We start from the raw sequence: 20,166 nt of genomic DNA on the forward strand, positions 1-20,166 counted from the left end.
TCACGACTCCGTAACTCGCGGAATCACGCGTCAATTCCAGGGCAAATAGGCAAGGAACCGGTTCCAGATTGTGCGATTGTCGGATACTCTTCATGACGTCGACACGGACGTCGCACACCCTCGAGGAAGACGGCTCATGAGCGGAATCGCCGATGTGGCACGCCTGGCAGGCGTGTCCAAGTCGACGGCGAGTCGTGCGCTGACCGGCGGCGGCTACGTCTCGGACGACACCCGCCGGCGCGTGACCGATGCCGCGGCATCCCTGGGCTACGTCCCCTCCACGAGCGCGGTGAGCCTGGCGACCGGACGGACGCGCACCGTCGCCCTGATCGTGCCCAAGGTCAACCGCTGGTACTTCGGCGCGATCATCGAGGGCGTCGAGAGATCCCTCATCTCGCAGGGCTACGACGTCACGCTCTACGTCGCCGAACCCGGGTCGCGCGACCGCGAGAGCCTGTACTCGACGTACCTCGCCCGCAAGAGGTTCGACGGCATCATCGCCGTCGCCCTCGAACCGGGCGACACCGACCTCGAGCGGCTCCTCGCCATCGACAAGCCCACCGTGTGTATCGGGAACCCCCTCCAGGGCATCCCGACGCTCGGTCTCGACAACGTCGGCATCACCCGCATCACGACGCAGCACCTCATCGCCCTCGGCCATACCGACATCGCCTTCGTCGGCAGCACTCCCCCCACCGACGCCCCGGCGCGCGACGTCGACGAGCGCTCCATCGGGTATCGCAACGCCATGAACGACAGCGGTCTCGCGGTGCGGATCCGCAGTGTCCCCTCGACGCTGACCATCACCGACGCGTACGCCGCCGCGGCATCCTTCCTCGCCGACGCCGCCTCGCGACCCACCGGTGTCGTCGCGGCCTGCGACGAGGTGGCGGTGGGCGTCATCATCGCGGCGCGCCGCATGGGGATCGCGGTCCCGACCGAGCTGAGCGTCGTGGGGATCGACGGTCACGACTACGCCGAGATGTTCGCGCTCACGACCGTCGAGCAGTACCCCGAGGCGCAGGGCATCGCCGCCACACGCCTCTTGCTGTCCATGCTCGAGGGCGAGCAGCCGCCGCCGCGCACCCTCGCCGAGACGCGCTTGGTCGTGCGCGCCTCCACCGCCCCTCCGCGCACCGCCTGACACGAACGGGACCCCGGATGTCACGCATCCGGGGTCCCGTCTCGTTCTGGCTCAGTCGGTCTGGCGCACCGATCGGCGGCGCAGGGCCACCCCCAGCCCGAGGAGCGCGAGGGCGGTGAGCACGCCGGCGCCCATCCATCCGCCTTCGGCACCGGTCACGGCCAGGTTTCCACCGGCCTGCCCGGCGTTGCCCCGGCCCGGACCGTCCTGGCCGGTGCCGCTCGTACCGGTTCCGCCGGTGCCGGGGTCGGTCGATCCCGCCGCGACGACCCGCAGCGGGACCGTCACCGTGGTGCCGGTCGGCTGGGCCGTCAGCTGAAGCTCCAGCGCATCGGCGCCGTCGGCGGGGACGGTCACCGTGATGCCGGCCGCGCCGCCCGAGACCGGGACCTCGACGGCAGGTCCCGCACCGAACACCGCCGCGAGCGAGGTGTGCGCGGGGGCACCGAGGGAGGTGAGGTCGAGGTCCGACACCGTGAACGTCAACTCCGCGCCACGCTCGACTTCCGCGGGGACACCCGAGACCTGCACCGCCCGAGCGGTGAAGTCGGGCGTGAGACCCGGGTTCGCGCTCAGGTAGTCGATCCACGCGTCGCGGTCGATGAGTCCGGAATCCCGCGTGTCGGAACCGTCGCGGAAGACCGAGAAGCTGTCGCCGCCGCCGAGGAGGAAGTTGAACGAGCCCACGCGATAATCGGCCGCCGGGTCCACGGCGACGCCGTCGATCCAGATGCCCACGATGCGCTGGCCCGTCGGGCGGGACGCGTCATAGGTGTAACGCACGTTCTCGGACACACCGAGCGCAAGGTTCGCCTCGCGGCCCGCGGCATCGCCCCACTGCTGCTCCAGCATCACCCGCAGCTGGTCGCCGGTAAGGGTCGTCGTCCAGAGGTTGTTGATGAAGGGCAGGACGGCGTTGGCCTCCGCACGGGTGATGACCCCGTCGGCGTCGTACAGCAGCTCGGCCCGCAGACCGCCCGGGTTGACCACCGCGAGGTCCGCGCCGCCGCGAGCGGGGTCGGCGAGCGTCGACAGCAGCGCGTCGGCGACGAGGCCGCCCAGAGCGGAGGGCTTGGACCTGTCGTCACGCTTGCCGCCGGTGTAGACGCCGTCGACGTACGCTCCGCCGCTGAAGGCCGTGGTGATGTCGGCGGTGACCGACCCGACCGGTACGCGACCGACGACGTCGGCCTCGGCGCGCGCGGCGGTGACGATGTCGTTCACGGTCTTCACCCGGGGATAGGTCGCGATGAGTCGTGCGTCGAGCTCGTCGCCCGTCTCGGGCTCGACCGCGGCCAGGCGCGGCACGTTGCGCGCGGTGTAGTCCACGACATCGCCCTCACCGTCGACGTCGAGCACGATCTGGCCGATGTTCTCGCCGTAGCTCCCGGTCTGCAGGATCGGGCGCGTGCCCTCTCCTCCGGGGATCGGCGCGTCCCAGACGTATTCGGCGTGCGTGTGCCCGGTGAAGATGGCGTCCACGGCCGGGTCGGTCTCGTTCACGATCTTCGCGAACGCGCCTCCCTCCGCCAGCGCCTGGTCGAGCGTGGCATCCGCCCCTCCGAGCTCGGTGCCCTCGTGGTACTGGGCGACGATGACGTCCACCCGGTCGTCGATCTCCGCAACGACCCGGTTCACCTCGGCGACCGGTTCGCGGAATTCGATCCCCCGGATGCCGCTCTCGGTCACGAGCGTGGGAGTCGTCTGGGTCACGGCGCCGATGACGCCGACGCGGACGCCGTCCACCTCCACGATCTCGTAGCCAGGCAGGAGGGGGCGCCCGTCCTGGTAGACATTGGCCGCGAGGTAGGGGAAGTCCGCCAGGTCGGACACACGTCCGCTGAGGTCGGCGGCACCCTTGTCGAACTCGTGGTTGCCCACGGCGGAGGCGGCCAGCTCCAGCGCGTTGAGCACGTCGATCGTCGGTTTGTCACCGAACTCCGACGAGGCGAACACCGACGCGCCGATGTTGTCACCGTTCGAGACGAACAGCGAGTTGTCGTCGCCATAGTCGGCGCGCAGCTGCTCGATCGTGCCGGCGAACTTCACCGTGTCGGCGTCGATGCGGCCGTGGAAGTCGTTGATGCCGAGCAGGTTGATCTCGGTCGTCGACGACAGGTCCAGGCCCACGATCACCGGATCGTGGTCACTCGAGCGGTACGGCGTGGTGTCGTAGAAGTTCAGCGCGTTGTAGTTGTAGCGGCTGTACTCGAGAGCCAGCGCCTCCACCGCGTTGATGTTCCAGATGTCGGTGCCCGTGACGAGCTCGCGCGCCGAGGGCGAGGCCAGCACATGGTCGAGCGATCCCGATTGACCGCTGAAGGAGTAGGAGTACTTGCCCGTTCCCGCCTCGAGCGGCTCGAACCCGAAGGAACGCAGCTTCTGGATCGGGTCCTCCTGCGTGTACGCGTTGAAGTCGCCGAGGAGGAACACGTCGTCGGTACCGATCGCGGCGGAGCGCTCGGCAGCGAAGTTCCCGAGCGCCTCGGCCTGACGTACGCGGTCGCCGTTGAAGGCGCCCTGGATGCCGTTGGCGTTGTCGCCGGTCGCCTTGGGGTCGCTGTCGCCCTTCGACTTGAAGTGATTCACGATCGCCAGGATCTTGGCATCCGGGTCTCCGACGGGCGCGAATGCCTGCGCGAGCGGTTGGCGCGCGTTGGCGAACGCGGGATCGTCGAGGATGACGCTGTCACCGACCGGGGCGACGGCGGCCTTCTTGTAGATGAAGGCGGTGCGGATGACATCCTCCGACGCCGGCAGGTCCGCCGGCGAGGGAACGAAGACCCACTGCTGCGAACCGAGGGCCGCGTTCAGGGCGTCGACGAGGGTCGACAGGGCCGCGTCGCGGTCCTTCCCGAACTGGGCCGAGTTCTCGATCTCCTCGAGCGAGACGACATCGGCGCCGAGGCCGTTGATCGCCGCGACGATCTTGGCCTGCTGGCGCTGGAGGTTCTCATCGTTCGCGGCACCGCGCGGACCGTTGTCCGGGCACCGGTTCGCCGTGATGGGGTTGCCCTCGCGGTCGTCGTAGGTCGAGGTGCAGCCGACGCTCTCGGCGGTCGTGGTGAAGTAGTTGAGCACGTTGAAGCTCGAGATCTTCACGTTGCCGCCGACGGGCGCGGGCGCGCTGGTGCGGGTGTTCTCGAAGGTCGCCGGCTGCACGGCATCCGCGTTGTCCACCGTCAACTGCTCGGTGGGCTGGAACTTCCAGACGTTGTTGCGGAAGTCCAGGATGACGGGCGTTTCGAACGTCGCCCGTGCGCCCACGCGCACCGGATCGGTGAGCGATACGTACGGCAGGGGGACGTTCTGCGCGCTGCGGAGGAAGTTCAGCGAGGCCCCGTCGTCCAGCACGATCGCGCGAGCGTTGTTGTCGGCGACGGCCGCGACGTACTCCGGAGTGTCGGGACGGGCCACATCCGTCGGGGTGCGCAGCGGCGTGGTGCCGGCGGCGAGGCCCACCTCGGCGTACTGGTTCGTCGTGTAGGTGTTCGTGACCGTGAAGTCGCCCTGCGGGGCGAGCAGCATTCCTTCGAACCGCTCGCGCTCCTCGTCGGTCTTGGGCCACACGATCTTCGCCGGCTCGACCGCGGCGGCCGCGTCCTCGAGCACGCGCACGCCGTCGGCGGCAGCGGTGATCTGGGTCTGGCCGTAGTACTCGCTCGCGGTGCCGGTGACCTGGACGTGGGCGCCGACCTGCACCTTCGCGGTGGCCGCGGGGCCGTAGACGAAGATCGCATCCGACGCGGCGTGCCCGGCGAGGTCCATGTCGCCGCCGGTCCCCGGCGTCTGGATGTAGAAGCCGTTGTAGCCGCCGGTCGGGTACGCCGCGGTGACGACGCCCCGCGTGGTCACCGTGGTTCCCGCGAGCGGCGTGGTCGCACCGGTCCCCTGGATGTCGCGGATCGCGACGGTCTCTCCCGGCATGGGGGTCGGGGTCGGACTCGCGGTCGGTGTTGCGGTGGGCTCGACGGTCGGGGTCACCGTCGGCTCGGGAGAGGGCGTCGAGACGGAAGCCTGCGGCGTGACCGTCGTGGCGTTGGTGAAGTCCGCGGAGTTGTCGTCGGTGTCTACGAAGCCCGTGCGCACGAGCGAGTTCGGCGTGGTGGTCGATCCGTCGACCACGGCCGGAGCCGTTTCGAAGGCCACGCCGGCGCCGTAGCCGAGGAAGTCCACCACGCGGGAGTCGTCCACGTTCCCCGCCGGCAGGGCGAGCGATTCGGCGACGTTCGCGAGGAAGAGCTGGCCGGTCGTGCCCGACGGGTTCAGTCCGGTGCTCGTGAGGTCGGGGGTCGGCAGATCGGCACCGTTCGTCCCGTTACCGGGGAGCCCGATGAGGTAGTACCCGCCGGGAGCGATCGATCCACTCAGCGGCTGCGTGTTCGCGCCGTTCGGGGCTGCGACGTTCGCTGCCGCGCGATACTGCAGCGACCATCCGGTCAGGTCCAGGGCGGTGTCGCCGGCGTTGTAGAGCTCGACGAACTTCGCGTTGTACGGAGCGTTGGCGCTGCCGCCCTTCAGATAGGCCTCGTTGATCACCACCCGCGGGCCGTCGGCCGCGAACGCGGGGGCCGGGACGAGGGCGGACCCGAGCAGCGCGGCGCCGAGGACGGCGCTCAGGGTCGTGGTGAATCGGCGCGCGGGCGCGCGGGAGGCTGCGTGATGCATGGGTCTCCAAAGAACGACGCGCGACGGAGCGACGCCGGTGGGGGGATCGACGGGGGGTCACCTCGACCGTAGACGAGGCGCATACCGTTTTCCCAGACTTCAATGTTTCGAAACGGTGAACATCGGTGTCGCGTTCCGTGAAACCGGATTCCATGCGGCGCGAACGAACGAAGGCCCGGATGCCAGTGGCATCCGGGCCTTCGTGTACGCGAAGTGCGCTGAATTACTTCAGGGTCACCGTGGCGCCGGCCTCCTCGAGGGCAGCCTTCGCCTTGTCGGCGGTCTCCTTGTTCGCGCCCTCGAGCACGGCCTTGGGGGCACCGTCGACGACGGCCTTGGCCTCGCCGAGGCCGAGCGAGGTGAGCTCGCGGACGACCTTGATGACCTGGATCTTCTTGTCGCCGGCGGCCTCGAGGACGACGTCGAACGAGTCCTTCTCCTCGGCCTCTTCGGCGGGGGCACCACCGGCGGGGGCGCCGGCAGCGGCCACGGCCACGGGGGCGGCGGCGGTGACGTCGAAGGTCTCCTCGAACGCCTTGACGAACTCGGAGAGCTCGATGAGGGTGAGCTCCTTGAACGCGTCGAGCAGCTCTTCGGTGCTGAGCTTAGCCATTGTGTTTCTCCTTGATCGGGATTGTCATCCGGGCCGGGTCAGGCCGCGGTGTCCTGCTTCTCGCGCAGCGCGTCGACCGTGCGAACGGCCTTCGACGGAAGCGCCTGGAAGACGTATGCCGCCTTGGTCATCGTCGCCTTCATCGCACCGGCGAGCTTCGCCAGCAGGACTTCACGGCTCTCGAGATCGGCGAGCTTGTTGACCTCATCCGCGGTCAGAGCGGCGCCATCGAAGTAGCCGCCCTTCACCACGAGCTGAGGGTTAGCCTTGGCGAAGGCACGCAGGCCCTTCGCGACGGCGACAGGGTCGCCGTGCACGAACGCGATGGCAGACGGGCCCTTGAGCTCGTCGTCCAGTCCCGTGACCCCCGCGTTGGCAGCGGCGATCTTGGTCAGCGTGTTCTTCACCACGGCGTACTCCGCGTCCTGACGGATGTCGTTGCGCAGCTGCTTGAGCTGGGCAACCGTCAGACCGCGGTACTCGGTCAGCAGAACGGCAGTCGAGTTCTCGAAGTGCTTCGTGAGCTCGGCGACCGATGCGTCCTTCTGCGCCATGGCCACTCCTTGTGTGTACGAGGCGCACCGCGGAGGCGGGGCGCCGGCCAAGACACCGGGCGACGGCAAAAAGAAGAGCTCCGGCGCAGGCGCACGGAGCTCGGATTCCCGATCGGGAGGAGTTCATGTCACCTGCGCAGGTCCTCTGCCTTTCGGCAGACGCTTCGATCCTCGTGCGAGCACGACGATGACCGGCGGTCTTTGGCTTAGTCCCCACTGTACCCGGCATCCCCCGCCCGCACCAAATCCCGCCCCCGCCCTGTCCGCGCCCGCGCCCGCGCCCGCGCCCGCGCCTGCGCCCGCGACCGCGCCCGCGCTTGGCGAAAGCACACGTTCGGGCCGAACGCACATGTTCTGGCCGACCCGAACGTGTGCGCTCGGCCGGATCGTGTGCGCTCGGCCGGAACGTGTGCGCTCGCGACCGGCACGCTCACGACGGCGGGGTCACGCCGAAGGCAGCCAGGCGGGCGGCCAGCGTCTCGGGGCTCGTGATGTCGCGGAACCCGCCGCGACACAGCCGCCACTGCGTCGTGCCGCGGATCCAATCCTCGCGACGCTTCTCGGCGAGCAGGACCTCCTCGAGGGTCGCGTCGGCGCGCAGCGCGGGGTCACGATACTTCGCCTCTCCGTCGAACTCCCAGAACGTGCGACGGTCTCGCAGCGCGATGTCGACGAAGTAGTCGCGGCCGGTCGGCCCCGCGATCGGCACCTGCAGGTCCATGTCACGGAATCCGAGACGGAACAGCTGCAGCCGGCTCACGCTCTCGCCGGGCAGTTCCGCCCGCCCGTCGGCGAATTCGATCACCCATCGTGCTCCCGTCACGCCGCGGCGGCCCGCGGCTCGGGCCGCACGCTCCCGCATCCGCTCGCGCCAGGCGTCCTGGGCTGCGGGGTCGACCCCATGCCCGCGCCCCGCTTCGCGCCGCAGGGCGGCATCGGCGCACGCGACGGCGACCTCCGCACCGCAGGTCCGGGCGACGTCGAAGACGGTGCGCTCCAGGGAGGTGCAGCGGATGCCCTCGACCTCGACGACGTCCGTCGCATCCAGCTCGTCCTGGTGACGACGAACGCGACCTCGACTCGGCGCCCGGGACCCCGCAGGCACGGTGAGTTCCACGGGCGTGCGACCGAACCGGTATTGCGGGAGGCCGTGGACGACCGCGGCGGACAGATGGGAGAGCACGGCAGCCCCGCCCCTCATCCGGGCGACGACCGCGAGGGCTTCGAGCCGGTGGAGGGAGGCCGGGCGGAGGTCATCCACCGCGTCCCGCGTCACGTACATGCCGCGGTGCAGCCGCGTCCACTCTCCCCCACCGTCCCGTCGGAGCCGCCGCGGCCGGACGTCGCGATCGAGAAGCTCACCGCGGGAATGCAACAGGTCCCGCGCTTGACAGAGGGTGATGTCGCGTGCCATCCGGTCAGCGTGCCTCGACGGGCGCGTCCCGCGCCCGCGTCACCCCCGCCCCTGTGCATCCCCGCCGCATCATGCCCCCTGTGCAGCACCCGCGACCCCGGCGCCCAAAGCACACGATCCGCCCGAACGCACACGTTCCGGTCGACCCGAACGTGTGCGTTCGGGCGGATCGTGTGCACTCGGGCGACGACAGCGGCGACGGCGACCGCGCGGGCGACGGCGGGCGCGCGGGCGGGCGCGGGCGGGCGCGTGGCCGGCGCGCGGCTGGACGCGGCGGCGCGTACGGCACGCCGAGACGGCGGGGCAGACTTCGCGTCGCGTCGGGTTAGGGTCGAACGTATGTCCCCCGAGCTCGTCGCCTCCCGAAGCGCCGACCTCGAGTCGCGGATCGTCGCCGACTCGCGCGACCGGGTCGCCTGGATCCGGGCGCGTTCGCGCGGCATCACAGCCACCGACGTCGCCGCCCTCACCAGCGCCAATGCGATCGCACGGGCGGCGGATGCCAAGCTGCTCGGCTCGAGCTTCTCGGGTAACGCGTACACCGCGCACGGGCGTCGACGCGAGCCCGAGATCGCAGCGTGGGTCGCCGCCACGCACGGCATCCAGCCCTCATCGGCGCTGTACCACGCCGTCATCGAGAAGCGTCACCTCGCCACCCCCGACGGGGTCGTGGTCGACGCCGAGGGGCGCATCGTGCTGGCCGAGATCAAGACGACGAACAAGGCGTGGCGCTCGATCCCCCGCACGTATCTGCGGCAGGTGTGGTGGCAGCAGCATGTGCTCGGCGCCGAGCGCACGCTCGTCGCGTGGGAGCAGCACGACGGCTTCGTCCCGGTCGACGACGAGCCCCGCTGCCAGTGGGTCGACCGCGACGAGAAGGAGATCGCCTCGCTCGTACGCCTGGCGACCTCCCTCATCGATGAGCTCTACCGACGCACCACCGCGGGGCGCGCGCCAGCCCCGCGCCGGGAGCCGACCGAGAGGTACCGCGCGCTCGCGCTCCTCGACGGATAGTTGACTCAAATCAAACATTCGGCGTACAGTTGATCTTCGTCAACTAACGCGCCGATGTCGTCGCGGCATCCTTTCCTCCCCGGAGATTCCGCATGAGCTCATCCGTCCCCGAGATCGCCGCACCCCGGCGTGTTCTCCCCGCCCTCATCGGGCTGTTGCTCGGCATGTTCGTGTCGATGCTCGCCTCGACCGTCGTCTCGACGTCCTTGCCGGTGATCGTCCACGACCTGTCCGGCGACCAGAACGCCTACACGTGGGTCGTCACCGCGACGCTGCTGACCACCGCGATATCGACGCCCATCTGGGGCAAACTCGCCGATCTGTTCAACCGGAAGGTGCTGATCCAGATCGCGATCGGCATCTTCGTCCTCGCCACCGCCGCCGCCGGTTTCTCGCAGAGCACCGACATGCTCATCGCCTTCCGCGCGGTGCAGGGTCTGGGCGCGGGAGGACTCGCCGCACTCAGCCAGGTCATCATGGCCGACATCATCAGCCCCCGCGAACGCGGGCGCTACATGGGCCTGTTCGGCGCCGTGATGGCCGTCGCCACCGTCGGCGGCCCGCTGCTCGGGGGCGTCATCACGGATGCCTTCGGCTGGCGGTTCAACTTCTTCGTCGCCCTGCCCTTCGCCGTGGCCGCTCTCGTCATCCAGCAGCGCACGCTGCATCTGCCCGCCCGGGCCAAGCGCAAGGTCAAGATCGACTACCTCGGCATCGTGCTGCTCTCGACCGCCGTCTCCCTGCTGCTCATCTGGATCACCAACGCCGGGCGCTCGTTCGACTGGGCCAGCACCGAGACTCTTCTCATGGTCGGCGGCGCCGCGCTCGCCGCGATCCTCTTCGTCATCGTCGAACTCCGCTCGTCGGAGCCGCTCGTGCCGCTGACGCTCTTCCGGGACGCCACCTTCACCCTCGCCACGATCGCCTCCATCGCGACCGGCCTGGCGATGTTCGGCACCTCGGTGTTCCTCAGTCAGTACATGCAGATGGCCCGTGGCGCCACGCCCACAGAGGCCGGCGTCATGACGATCCCGATGATCGCGGGCCTGCTCCTGGCATCCGTCGTCGTCGGCGCGCTCATCACCCGGTTCGGCCACTGGAAGCCGTTCCTCATCGCCGGCGGCGTTCTGCTGATCGCGGGAACGTACCTCCTGTCGACGATCCACTACGACACCAACTTCGCCCTGGTCTCGCTGTTCATGTTCCTGCTCGGCGCGGGCGTCGGGATGACGATGCAGAACCTCGTCCTCATCGTCCAGAACACCGCCGACCCGGCGCGGATGGGCGCCGCCAGCTCCGGCGTGACGTTCTTCCGCAGCCTCGGCGGCACGATCGGCGTCTCGGTGATGGGTGCGGTACTGGCCGACACGGCGACAAGGCTCTTCACCGATCGCGCCGCTGATCTGCAGAGCGCCATCGTCGGCCTCGGCGCAGCCGGCGCGCCCGTGGCTCAGGCCCTGCAGTCGGACACGATCCCGCAGGTCTCCACCCTTCCCGACGTGGTCCGCGTGATCGTGGAGGACATCTACGCCCAGTCGATCGCCCACGCGTTCCTGATCGCCGTCCCCGTCGCGATCGTCAGCCTCATCGCGATCGTGTTCCTGCCCAACCGACCGCTGACCCGCATGACGACGGCCGAGCGCGTCGCCGCGAGCGAGGCCGACCTGGCCACCGTCTCGGTGCCGGCCGGCATGGCGAGCCTGTCCACCACCGGCACGGTTGCCACGGTGGATGCCGTCAGCCCCCGGCGCGCGCGCTCGGACGCCCCGATGGGGGAGGATGGGTGACGTGACCCGCGAACCCGACGCCGAGCGGCAGGCCGCCGTGCACGCGCTCGAGTCGTCATTCTCGGAGTTGATGACCGTGTTCCGCCGCTTCGTCGCCGAGGCGGCGGAACGGGTCAGCCCCGGAATGCTCCCGGCGACGTTCAAGACCCTGTCGGTCGTGAGCCGTTTCGGTCCGATGACCCTCTCCGCCCTGGCCGAGCGGCTCGCGGCGGACAAGGGCTTCCTCAGCCGTGCGATCAGCGACCTCGAGGGCATGGGGCTGGTCACGCGCACGCCCGACCCGAACGACCGCCGCTCGCGCCTGATCGCCGTGACCGATCTCGGCCGCCATCGCCTCAGCGAGGCACGCGCCCCCCACGAGAGCCGCCTGTACGAGGCGCTCACGGACTGGTCGGTCGATGAGATCGAGCACCTGTCGACGATGCTGCACGCTCTGGCCGTCGGCGAGGTCCCCGGTCGACACTGACGCCGCGCCGGTCCTCCCCGAGGCGACGCGACACGGTGACCGAGGTGTAACACCACCGAGACAATCGGGCGCTTGACTGAGGGGGTCGAGGCGGAGCCGCCGTCGACCTGACCCCCGAGGAGGAGCGCCCGATGAGTTTCCGATCGACGCGTCCCGAGGCCAGCGTCGCGGCGCACGGTCCCACACTTCCCGAGACCATGCGCGCCACGGTCCTGGACTCCCCCGGTGACGCCGGCGCCCTGCGCAGTGCGGTGATGCCGGTCCCGACGCCCATCCTCAGCGAGGTGCTCGTGCGGATCGTCGCGGCGGGCATCAATCCCATCGACGCGAAGACCCGAGCCGGCCGCGGCGCCGCGGGGGCGATCACGGCGTGGCCGGCGACCCTCGGCTACGACTTCAGCGGGGTCGTCGTGTCGACGCCGTACGAATCGCACCCCTTCCCGGCCGGAACCGAGGTGTTCGGCATGACGCCGACGCCGCGCACACCGGGCACCTACGCCGAGTACGCGGTCGTCCCCTCCCTCTCGCTCGCGCGGAAGCCCGCGTCGCTGTCGCACGTGGAGGCCGCGGGCGTGCCGCTGGCCGCCCTGACGGCGTGGGGTGTCGTCGTCGAGACGGCGCTGGCGCACGCGAACCAGCGCATCCTCATCCACGCGGGAAGCGGTGGGGTCGGCCATTTCGCCGTGCAGTTCGCCGCCTACTTCGGCGCTCACGTCATCGCCACCGGGTCGCCGCGCAATCTCGACTGGTTGCGCGAACTGGGCGCGGCCGAGGTCATCGATCACACCGCGGAGCGATTCGAGGATGCCGTCGCCGACGTCGACGTCGTCGTCGACCTCATCGGCAACGTCCTCGACGACACCGGGACGCGTTCCCTCGAGGTCCTGCGTCCCGGCGGGCTGCTCATCGAGGTACCCACGGGCGGGTGGCCGGGCTTCCGCGAGGCGGCTTCGGCGCGCGGCATCCGTTCGACCGGGTACAAGGTGGTTCCGGACGGCAGCGCTCTCGCGACCATCGCACGCCTGCTGGACTCGGGGGCCGTCCGTGTCTTCGTCGACCGCGTCTTCGACCTCGAGGACGCCGCCGCGGCGCACCGCGAACTGGAGAAGGGACACACGCGAGGGAAGATCGTCCTCCGCGTCAGCGACGACTGAGCGCGCCCGGCGACAGCACCCGACGCCCCTCCCCCACGATCTCATCGGCGACCTCGTCGAGCAGCGCCGAGGTCAGGTTCCACTGCTGCCAGAACAGCGGGACGTCGACGGGTTCTCCGCCGAGGCGCACGAGAGTTCCGGCGGCCAGGCCGTCCGCGGATTGGAATCCCGGCAGCAGCCCCCACCCCAGTCCCAGGGACACCGCCGACGCGAAGTCCTGCGACGCCGGCACCCGGTGGCGCGGCGGCTCTCCCACGGGCACACCGCGCTGGGCGAGCCATCGCGTCTGCAGGTCGTCGCGGCGGTCGAAGTCCACGACCGGCGCTGACGCCAGGCTGGCGTTGTCGACGCCGGCGGCGAACCAGCGCGCGACGAACCCGGCCGAGGCGACCGCTTCGTAGCGCAGCACCCCGAGGCTTCGCACGCGGCAGCCCGCGACCGGGGCCTCGCGCGACGTGACCGCCGCCATGACCACCCCCGACTCCAGGAGCCCCGCGGTGAAGTCCTGATCGTCGCGGTGCAGATCGAACACGACCCGGCGCCGCTCCGCGACACGGTGGAGCGGTGGCAGGAACCATGTCGCGAGCGAGTCGGCGTTCACCGCGAGCGGGACGGATGCCACAGTGCCCCCGTCCGCTCCGATCGCCGCGAGGGCGTCGTGCTCGAGGAGCGCGAGCTGACGCGCGAGTCGGACCACCGCGTCACCGGCGGGCGTGGTGCGCACCGGTTTCGACCGGACGAGCACCACCCGCCCGAGCTGTTCTTCGAGCGCACGCAGGCGCTGGCTGACGGCCGACGGCGTGACATGGAGGCGGCGGGCGGCGGCATCCAGGGTCCCCTCGTCCACGACGGCCGCGAGCGTTCGGGCCAGGTCCAACGGAATCGACATGAAGCGATGCTAATGGTCCGTCAGAATCCTGAACTGTACTTGACGTGGATGCCCCTCTAACGTCGGAGCGTGCTCTCCTCCCTCACCGCCGGCTTCGGTCTCGGCCTATCGCTCATCGTCGCCATCGGGGCGCAGAACCTCTTCGTGCTGCGCCAAGGCGTGCGGCGCGAACATGTGCTGGCGGTCGTGGCGGTGTGCGCCGTATCCGACGCCGTGCTGATCGCGCTGGGGATCTCGGGGATCGGCGCGATCGTCACCGCGGTGCCGTGACTGCTGGATGTCGTGCGCTGGACGGGCGCGGCGTTCTTGACCGGTTACGGCGTCGTCGCGGCCCGGCGCGCGCTGCGCCCCTCGGGCGCCGCTCTCCGCGTCGAGGACGAGGGGGGAGTCGCTACGACGACAACCATGACGGCGACCACCACGCGGACCGCGGCCGTCCTGACGTGCCTCGCGTTGACGTGGCTGAACCCCCATGTCTACCTCGACACGGTGTTCCTGTTGGGATCCGTCGCGGCCACCCACGGCGACGCGCGGGCGGTCTTCGGAGCGGGTGCCGCCACCGCGAGCGTCGTGTGGTTCGTCGCCCTCGGCTTCGGCGCGCGATTCCTCGGCAGATGGCTCGATTCCCCCCGCGCGTGGGCCGTGCTGGACGGGGCGATCGCGCTGGTGATGTGGGGGCTGGCGTTCTCGCTCGTGCTCCCCGTGTTCACCGGCTGAGGTGACAATGGAGTCATGCGAACCGTCGAGATCACCGTCCGCGGACACGTGCAGGGCGTCGGCTTCCGCTGGGCGATGCGCGCCGAAGCCGAAAGGCTCGGCGTCTCCGGGTGGGTCCGCAACCGCCGCGACGGCGCGGTCGAGGCTCGGGTGACGGGTGAGGCCTCCGCGGTCGACGACCTCGTCGCCTGGGTGCGTCAGGGCCCCGCCGCTGGCCCGCGTCGAGCGGGTCGACGTGGCCGATCTCCCGGATGCCGACGGCGGCGAGGCGTTCGAGATTCGCGGATCCGCCTAGTCACGATCGGCCGAGCCCGGCGCGGCTCGTCGCGCACGTCCGTCGCATCGCCGAAACGGCCGAGCCGCACCATCAGCCCCGGCCACGACGAAAGCGGCTCGCCCTCGCCCGCAGCCTCGGCCCGGAACGGTCGGTCCAGCGCCCGCAGAGCGGTCAGTCCAGCGGCCGCAGGAGCCGGTCGAGGAACCGGCGGGTGCGCTCCTTCTCGGGGCGCGTGAACAGCTGAGCCGGAGCACCGCGCTCGACGATCACGCCCTCGTCGAAGAACAGCACCTCATCGGCGACTTCCCGCGCGAAGGCGAGCTCGTGCGTGACGATGATCATCGTCCAGCCCTCGTCGGCGAGACCGCGCAGGACTTTGAGCACCTCGCCCACCAGCTCCGGATCGAGGGCGCTCGTGGGCTCGTCGAAGAGCAGCAGGTCGGGCCGCAGGGCGAGGGCCCGCACGATGCCCACGCGCTGCTGCTGGCCGCCGGACAGCTCGAACGGATAGGCGTCGCGCTTGTCGGCGAGCCCCACGCGCTCGAGCAGCGCCTCGGCGCGCGCCGCGGCGTCGGCCTTGGACACCCCGTGCGCCTGCACCGGACCCTCCACGACGTTCTGCAGCACCGTGAGGTGCGGGAACAGGTTGTGGTGCTGGAAGACCATCGCCGACCGGTCCCGCATCGCCGCGCGATCGGCCGTGGAGACCTTTCCGCCGAAGTCGAGCGTCGGGCCGCCGTCGAACTCGACGACGCCCGCATCGGGGGTCTCGAGGCCGTTGAGACAGCGCAGCACCGTCGTCTTGCCCGATCCGGACGGGCCGATGAGCACGAGCACCTCCCCACGGCGCACCTCGAGGTCGACACCGTCGAGCACGCGGTTGGCGCCGAAGCTCTTGTGCAGGCCGCGGACGTGCAGCAGCGTCGCGGCGGCCGCGTCCGCGGGCGGAGTCAGGGCGTCGTCATCGTGCGACATGGCGATCGAGTCTCCTTTCGAGAACGCCCTGCCCCGCCGACAGCACGAGGCAGAACAGCCAGTAGATGAGGGCCGCTTCGAGGTAGATCGCCATGAACTCGTACGAGAACGCGGCGATGTTCTGCGCCTGCCGGAACAACTCGGAGACCAGGATGAGGGATGCCAGCGAGCTGTCCTTCACGAGCGAGATGAACGTGTTGGACAGCGGCGGCACCGATACGCGCGCCGCCTGCGGGAGGATGATGCGCGTCAGGGTCTTGCGCGGCGACAGGCCCACCATGTGCGCCGCCTCCCACTGCCCGCGGGGAACGGAGAGGATCGCGGCGCGGATGACCTCGGCGGCGTACCCGCCGACGTTGAGCGAGAAGGCGATCACGGCGGCGGGGAACGGGTCGATGACGACGCCGATCGCCGGCAGCCCGTAGAAGATCACGAACAGTTGCACCAGCAGCGGAGTCCCGCGGATGACGGAGATGTAGAACCGCGCGAAGCCCCGCAGCACGACGTTGCGCGAGAGCCGCAGCAGAGCCATACCGAGGGCGACGACGAGCCCGATGGCGAACGACGCCAGCGAGAGCGGGATCGTTCCCCGCAGGCCCGCGAGCACCATGGGCCAGAACGAATCGAGCAGCAGGGTCCAGATGTCGTTCACGAGCCCTCCTTCCTGTCGCGAACACGGCACGCCCGCGCCCCCACGCTAGGCGGGAGGCGCGGGCGTAGGGCGGGGGGTTTTACTTCGTGACGTCGGCGCCGAAGTACTTCTGGCTGATCTCGGCGAGGGTCCCGTCGGTCCGGAGCTCGTCGAGCGCGCCGTCGATGGCATCCGTGAGAGCCTGCTTGTCCTTCGTCGTGGCGAAGGCGCTCTCCGAGGAGTCCTCGGTCTCGGCGGCGATCCTCAGGCCGGTCGGGCTGTTCGTCTTCTCGTAGTCGAGGTAGGTGAGCTGATCGTTGACCGTGGCATCCACGCGGCCCTGCTGCAGCAGTGCGACCGCCTGGGCCCACCCCTCGACGGCCTCGACCTGAGCGCCGCTCTCGGTCGCCAGCTCGTACCAGTTGCTCGTCAGCGACTGCGCCGTGGTCTTGCCGGACAGGTCGGCGAAGCTCGAGATGGACGAGTCGTCCTCAGTGGTCACCACGACGCCGCGCGACACGGTGTACGGCGAGCTGAAGATGTACTTCTCCTCGCGCTCAGGGGTGATCGAGACCTGGTTCGCGATGACGTCGAACCGACCGGCGTCGAGGCCTGCGAAGATGGCATCCCACTGGGTCTCCTGGAAGCGGACCTCCAGCCCGAGCTTCTCGGCGACGGCCTCGGCGATCTCGACGTCGAAACCGGTCAGCTCCCCCGACTCGTCGTGGAACGAGAAGGGCCGGTAGGTGCCCTCGGTGGCGACGGTGAGCGTGCCGCCGGAGACCAGACCGAGGTCGTCTCCCTGCTCGGCCGAGCCGGACGTGGAGCCGCCGCTGCACGCGGTCAGCGCGAGCGCGAGGGCGCCGAGGGCGGCGGCGAGGGCGGGAAGACGACGACGGGGCATAGGTGTTCCTTGCGTGTGATGCGGATGATTCCGGGGGGGGGGCGGGCGCGAGACGCGTCTCCCAGCACAACACGGATGGATGCGGCATCCTTCCTGGATGACGCGGTGTTGCACGTCCGTGCAGCGGGCCGGGGCCGCGGCCGCACGCGAAAGCCCCGCCGGCACGGGGCGCGACGGGGCTTTCGGCGGGGTGCGTCAGACGATGGCGTTGACGTCCAGCGGGATGCCGGGACCGAAAGTGGTCGAGACGGCGCCCTTCTGGATGTAACGGCCCTTCGAGCTGGACGGCTTGAGGCGGACGATCTCCTCGAGCGCAGCCTTCAGGTTCTCGTCGAGCTGCTCGGCCGAGAACGAGGCCTTGCCGACGACGAAGTGCACGTTGGCGTGCTTGTCGACGCGGAACTCGATCTTTCCGCCCTTGATCTCCTCGACGGCCTTGGCCGGGTTGGGGGTCACGGTGCCGGTCTTGGGGTTCGGCATGAGGCCGCGGGGGCCCAGGACCTTACCCAGACGACCGACCTGGCCCATGAGCTCGGGCGTGGCGACGGCCGCGTCGAACGCGGTGTAGCCGCCGGCGACCTTCTCGATCAGCTCGGTGCCACCGACCTCGTCGGCGCCGGCGGCGAGAGCCGCCTCGGCCGCGGGGCCGTTGGCGAAGACGATGACGCGGGCGGTCTTACCCGTGCCGTGGGGCAGGATGACCGTTCCGCGGACCATCTGGTCGGCCTTGCGGGGGTCGACCGAGAGCTTCAGCGCGACCTCGACGGTCGAGTCGAACTTCTTCGAACCGGTCTCCTTCGCCAGGGCGACGGCCTCGGCGGGGGTGTAGAACGTGTCGGGCGCGACCTTCTCAGCGGCGGCGCGGTATGCCTTGGACTTGGTAGCCATTGTTATCTCCCTCAGTCCTCGACCGTGATGCCCATGGAACGGGCGGTGCCGGCGATGATCTTGGCCGCGGCCTCGATGTCGTTCGCGTTCAGGTCGGGCTGCTTGGTCTCGGCGATCTGACGCACCTGCTCCTTGGTGAGCTTGCCCACCTTGGTGGTGTGCGGCGTCGCGGAGCCCTTCTGCAGGCCGGCGGCCTTCTTGATGAGCTCGGCGGCCGGGGGCGTCTTCAGGATGAACGTGAAGCTGCGGTCCTCGTACACCGTGATCTCGACGGGGATCACGTTGCCGCGCTGCGACTCGGTCGCGGCGTTGTAGGCCTTGCAGAACTCCATGATGTTGACGCCGTGCTGACCGAGCGCGGGGCCGATCGGCGGCGCCGGGTTGGCAGCGCCGGCGTTGATCTGGAGCTTGATCAGGCCGGTCACCTTCTTCTTGGGTGCCATATCCTCTTCCTCTCATCGAGCGGGTGCCCTGCGGCTCCCTCTCTCCCGCACGCCCGGCCGTTCCAGGCAGCGGTCGCGCTCGCGCAGACGCACGAGCAACCTCTCCATCATACGCGACGTTCCGGCATCCCGTGTTCGTCCCTCTCCCGCCCGGCACCCGCGTCCGCGGCCGTGCGGCCGTGCGGCCGTGCGGCCGTGCGGCCGTGCGGCCGTGCGGCCGTGTCCGCGGTCGTGCGGCCGTGCGGCCGTGCGCACGCGCCCGCGGTCGTGCGGCCGTGCACGCGTCCCCGGCCCGGCCCACCCACGCATAAACGCGATCGACGCGCAGAAACGCGATGACAGCGTGTTTATGGGAGCGAAAGGCGTTTATGCGGCGGACGGTCGACCGTTCTCCACAGCCCCCGCACGCAGCGACGGCCGACCTGACAGTCTCACCGGATGGATGTCGTCCCTCGATCGCTCCGCGCCTCACCCGCTGCCCTGCTCCTCGCGTCGGACGCACCGCGGTCGGGCCCTCCGCTGTGGCGTGACACCTCGCTGCTGCGAGTCCGGGCCGGCATCTATACGGTCCGCACCGCGTGGGAAGCACTCGCTCCGTGGGAACGCTACCTGGTTCGCGTCCACGCCTTCGCGCTGGCGCGACCGGATGCCGTGTTCTCGCACGAGTCCGCCGCAGCGCTTCTCGGGCTCCCGACCTTCGGACACCCCCGCATGGTGCACATCTTCGACGCGCGTCGCTCGCGTTCGGTCACGTACGGCGATGTCACCGTGCACACGAGCGCCGACAGGCGATCGATACGCGAGCTCGTCGGCATCCGCATGACCGCCGTCGAAGATGTGGTCATCGACCTCGCCCGCGTCCTGCCGCCTGCGTTGGGACTCGCAGTGGCGGACGCCGCGTTACGCATGTTCCACCTCGACGGCGAGCAGTTGCTCGATCGCTCCCTCGCGCAGCGCAACGGCTTCGCTGTGCGCCGACTGCGGTGGACGCTGACGCACGCGACACCGCTCGCCGAGTCACCCGGCGAGTCCATCAGCCGCGCCGTCATCGAGTGGTGCGGGTTCCCCTCCCCCGCGCTGCAGGTGGAACATCGGGTCGACGGGCGCATCTTCCGATCCGATTTCTGCTGGCCGGAGGAGAAGGTCATCGGGGAGTCCGACGGGTGGCTCAAGTACAGCGGCGACGATGCTGCCGCAGCGGCCGAAACGGTGCGGGCCGAGAAGCGGCGCGAGGACGCGCTTCGGCGGGCAGGCTGGCGTATCGCTCGGTGGGACTACGCGGGGGCGCTCGGCGTGGATCTCCTGCGCCATGCACTCGTGTCCGCGGGCCTGCGACCGGTGCGGCGTCCTGAGACGGCCGCACTCACCTCCGCCGGAAGGAACGCCCGCTCAACGTGACACACATAAACGCGATCGGCTCGCATAAACGCGGTGACAGCCCGTTTATGCGCGCGAAGAGCGTTTATGCATGGGGATGCCAACGCGACCGCGGGGATGCCGACGGTGGTGCGCCGGGATGCCAACGCGACGGCGGGGATGTCGACGGTGGTGCGCCGGAATGCCGACGCGACCGCCGGGATGCCAACGCGACCGCGGGACGCGACCGCGGGGCGCGACGCGTCGCCCGC

General features: G+C 70.1%; 17 protein-coding genes and 1 pseudogene. 8 read left to right on the forward strand and 10 right to left on the reverse strand.

The features are described from left to right. Positions 1-136 precede the first annotated feature (136 nt). On the forward strand, positions 137-1,144 hold the full coding sequence (locus tag LL239_RS13380) for a LacI family DNA-binding transcriptional regulator (protein WP_228163944.1): 1,008 nt from the start codon (positions 137-139) through the stop codon (positions 1,142-1,144). A 51-nt stretch (positions 1,145-1,195) separates the two neighbouring features. Here the strand turns inward: LL239_RS13380 and LL239_RS13385 are convergent, their stop codons facing one another. The 4 genes from LL239_RS13385 to LL239_RS13400 all read right to left on the reverse strand — a co-directional run bounded on the left by LL239_RS13385 (position 1,196) and on the right by LL239_RS13400 (position 8,393). Continuing rightward, the gene (locus LL239_RS13385; RefSeq protein WP_228163945.1) at positions 1,196-5,812 is read right to left on the reverse strand and encodes an ExeM/NucH family extracellular endonuclease; all 4,617 of its coding nucleotides are present in this window, start codon (positions 5,810-5,812) and stop codon (positions 1,196-1,198) included. Between the two features lie 223 nt (positions 5,813-6,035). Beyond that, complete coding sequence (rplL, locus tag LL239_RS13390; RefSeq protein WP_179522734.1) at positions 6,036-6,425, reverse strand: 50S ribosomal protein L7/L12; 390 nt, start codon at positions 6,423-6,425, stop codon at positions 6,036-6,038. A 38-nt stretch (positions 6,426-6,463) separates the two neighbouring features. Next, the gene (gene rplJ, locus LL239_RS13395; protein WP_138177968.1) at positions 6,464-6,979 is read right to left on the reverse strand and encodes a 50S ribosomal protein L10; all 516 of its coding nucleotides are present in this window, start codon (positions 6,977-6,979) and stop codon (positions 6,464-6,466) included. A 430-nt stretch (positions 6,980-7,409) separates the two neighbouring features. Beyond that, positions 7,410-8,393 (reverse strand): type IV toxin-antitoxin system AbiEi family antitoxin domain-containing protein, encoded by a 984-nt coding sequence (locus LL239_RS13400; protein ID WP_228163946.1) that lies wholly within the window; start codon positions 8,391-8,393, stop codon positions 7,410-7,412. Positions 8,394-8,732: 339 nt separating this feature from the next. Here LL239_RS13400 and LL239_RS13405 point away from each other — a divergent pair, with 339 nt between their 5' ends. The 4 genes from LL239_RS13405 to LL239_RS13420 all read left to right on the forward strand — a co-directional run bounded on the left by LL239_RS13405 (position 8,733) and on the right by LL239_RS13420 (position 12,814). Next, positions 8,733-9,407, forward strand: a complete 675-nt coding sequence (locus LL239_RS13405; RefSeq protein WP_228163947.1) for a YqaJ viral recombinase family protein — start codon at positions 8,733-8,735, stop codon at positions 9,405-9,407. Between the two features lie 92 nt (positions 9,408-9,499). After that, complete coding sequence (locus LL239_RS13410; RefSeq protein WP_228163948.1) at positions 9,500-11,194, forward strand: MDR family MFS transporter; 1,695 nt, start codon at positions 9,500-9,502, stop codon at positions 11,192-11,194. Continuing rightward, positions 11,187-11,660: a MarR family winged helix-turn-helix transcriptional regulator gene (locus LL239_RS13415; protein ID WP_228163949.1), complete on the forward strand. Its 474-nt coding sequence runs from the start codon at positions 11,187-11,189 to the stop codon at positions 11,658-11,660. Before LL239_RS13410 ends, LL239_RS13415 begins: the two co-directional genes overlap by 8 nt. 131 nt (positions 11,661-11,791) lie before the next feature. Further along, positions 11,792-12,814, forward strand: coding sequence for an NADP-dependent oxidoreductase (locus LL239_RS13420; RefSeq protein ID WP_228163950.1), 1,023 nt, complete (start codon positions 11,792-11,794; stop codon positions 12,812-12,814). Here LL239_RS13420 and LL239_RS13425 read toward each other — a convergent pair. Further along, entirely contained in the window at positions 12,801-13,703 is a 903-nt protein-coding gene (locus LL239_RS13425; protein ID WP_228163951.1) for a LysR family transcriptional regulator ArgP, read from the reverse strand. The two genes, LL239_RS13420 and LL239_RS13425, sit on opposite strands and share 14 nt — an antisense overlap. A gap of 69 nt (positions 13,704-13,772) precedes the next feature. Here LL239_RS13425 and LL239_RS13430 point away from each other — a divergent pair. Continuing rightward, positions 13,773-14,420, forward strand: a pseudogene (locus LL239_RS13430) (LysE/ArgO family amino acid transporter). A gap of 75 nt (positions 14,421-14,495) precedes the next feature. Continuing rightward, the gene (locus tag LL239_RS18065) at positions 14,496-14,933 is read left to right on the forward strand and encodes an acylphosphatase (protein ID WP_308218587.1); all 438 of its coding nucleotides are present in this window, start codon (positions 14,496-14,498) and stop codon (positions 14,931-14,933) included. Here the strand turns inward: LL239_RS18065 and LL239_RS13440 are convergent. The 5 genes from LL239_RS13440 to rplK form a co-directional block, all read right to left on the reverse strand. Continuing rightward, positions 14,869-15,672 carry an amino acid ABC transporter ATP-binding protein gene (locus tag LL239_RS13440; RefSeq protein ID WP_308218584.1) on the reverse strand — a complete coding sequence of 268 codons (804 nt, stop codon included), beginning with the start codon at positions 15,670-15,672 and terminating at the stop codon, positions 14,869-14,871. The genes LL239_RS18065 and LL239_RS13440 overlap by 65 nt on opposite strands. Beyond that, a complete protein-coding gene (locus tag LL239_RS13445) occupies positions 15,659-16,282 on the reverse strand; it encodes an amino acid ABC transporter permease (RefSeq protein ID WP_228164055.1) in 624 nt (207 codons plus the stop codon). The genes LL239_RS13440 and LL239_RS13445 overlap by 14 nt, the downstream gene beginning before the upstream one ends. Before the next feature lie 121 nt (positions 16,283-16,403). Further along, positions 16,404-17,207, reverse strand: a complete 804-nt coding sequence (locus LL239_RS13450; protein ID WP_228163952.1) for an amino acid ABC transporter substrate-binding protein — start codon at positions 17,205-17,207, stop codon at positions 16,404-16,406. 195 nt (positions 17,208-17,402) lie between these two features. Next, positions 17,403-18,095: a 50S ribosomal protein L1 gene (rplA, locus tag LL239_RS13455; RefSeq protein WP_228163953.1), complete on the reverse strand. Its 693-nt coding sequence runs from the start codon at positions 18,093-18,095 to the stop codon at positions 17,403-17,405. Positions 18,096-18,106: 11 nt separating this feature from the next. Then, the gene (gene rplK / locus LL239_RS13460) at positions 18,107-18,538 is read right to left on the reverse strand and encodes a 50S ribosomal protein L11 (protein WP_228163954.1); all 432 of its coding nucleotides are present in this window, start codon (positions 18,536-18,538) and stop codon (positions 18,107-18,109) included. Positions 18,539-18,976: 438 nt separating this feature from the next. On the opposite strand from rplK, the gene LL239_RS13465 reads away from it, so the two are divergent. Further along, positions 18,977-19,936 carry a type IV toxin-antitoxin system AbiEi family antitoxin domain-containing protein gene (locus tag LL239_RS13465; protein WP_228163955.1) on the forward strand — a complete coding sequence of 320 codons (960 nt, stop codon included), beginning with the start codon at positions 18,977-18,979 and terminating at the stop codon, positions 19,934-19,936. Positions 19,937-20,166 lie beyond the last annotated feature (230 nt).

This window comes from Microbacterium testaceum (assembly GCF_020781835.1).
In the GTDB taxonomy this organism is placed as follows: domain Bacteria; phylum Actinomycetota; class Actinomycetes; order Actinomycetales; family Microbacteriaceae; genus Microbacterium; species Microbacterium testaceum_H.

Excerpts from the sequence above, each read along its gene's own strand:
- LL239_RS13420 (WP_228163950.1), top strand. The coding sequence starts at position 11,792 with ATGAGTTTCCGATCGACGCGTCCCGAGGCCAGCGTCGCGGCGCACGGT.
- LL239_RS13385 (WP_228163945.1), bottom strand. The coding sequence starts at position 5,812 with ATGCATCACGCAGCCTCCCGCGCGCCCGCGCGCCGATTCACCACGACC.
- LL239_RS13445 (WP_228164055.1), bottom strand. The coding sequence starts at position 16,282 with ATGGTGCTCGCGGGCCTGCGGGGAACGATCCCGCTCTCGCTGGCGTCG.
- rplL (WP_179522734.1), bottom strand. The coding sequence starts at position 6,425 with ATGGCTAAGCTCAGCACCGAAGAGCTGCTCGACGCGTTCAAGGAGCTC.
- rplK (WP_228163954.1), bottom strand. The coding sequence starts at position 18,538 with ATGGCACCCAAGAAGAAGGTGACCGGCCTGATCAAGCTCCAGATCAAC.
- LL239_RS13440 (WP_308218584.1), bottom strand. The coding sequence starts at position 15,672 with ATGTCGCACGATGACGACGCCCTGACTCCGCCCGCGGACGCGGCCGCC.
- rplJ (WP_138177968.1), bottom strand. The coding sequence starts at position 6,979 with ATGGCGCAGAAGGACGCATCGGTCGCCGAGCTCACGAAGCACTTCGAG.
- LL239_RS13400 (WP_228163946.1), bottom strand. The coding sequence starts at position 8,393 with ATGGCACGCGACATCACCCTCTGTCAAGCGCGGGACCTGTTGCATTCC.
- LL239_RS13415 (WP_228163949.1), top strand. The coding sequence starts at position 11,187 with ATGGGTGACGTGACCCGCGAACCCGACGCCGAGCGGCAGGCCGCCGTG.
- LL239_RS18065 (WP_308218587.1), top strand. The coding sequence starts at position 14,496 with ATGCGCGCCGAAGCCGAAAGGCTCGGCGTCTCCGGGTGGGTCCGCAAC.
- LL239_RS13450 (WP_228163952.1), bottom strand. The coding sequence starts at position 17,207 with ATGCCCCGTCGTCGTCTTCCCGCCCTCGCCGCCGCCCTCGGCGCCCTC.
- LL239_RS13410 (WP_228163948.1), top strand. The coding sequence starts at position 9,500 with ATGAGCTCATCCGTCCCCGAGATCGCCGCACCCCGGCGTGTTCTCCCC.
- LL239_RS13425 (WP_228163951.1), bottom strand. The coding sequence starts at position 13,703 with ATGTCGATTCCGTTGGACCTGGCCCGAACGCTCGCGGCCGTCGTGGAC.
- LL239_RS13380 (WP_228163944.1), top strand. The coding sequence starts at position 137 with ATGAGCGGAATCGCCGATGTGGCACGCCTGGCAGGCGTGTCCAAGTCG.
- rplA (WP_228163953.1), bottom strand. The coding sequence starts at position 18,095 with ATGGCTACCAAGTCCAAGGCATACCGCGCCGCCGCTGAGAAGGTCGCG.
- LL239_RS13405 (WP_228163947.1), top strand. The coding sequence starts at position 8,733 with ATGTCCCCCGAGCTCGTCGCCTCCCGAAGCGCCGACCTCGAGTCGCGG.
- LL239_RS13465 (WP_228163955.1), top strand. The coding sequence starts at position 18,977 with ATGGATGTCGTCCCTCGATCGCTCCGCGCCTCACCCGCTGCCCTGCTC.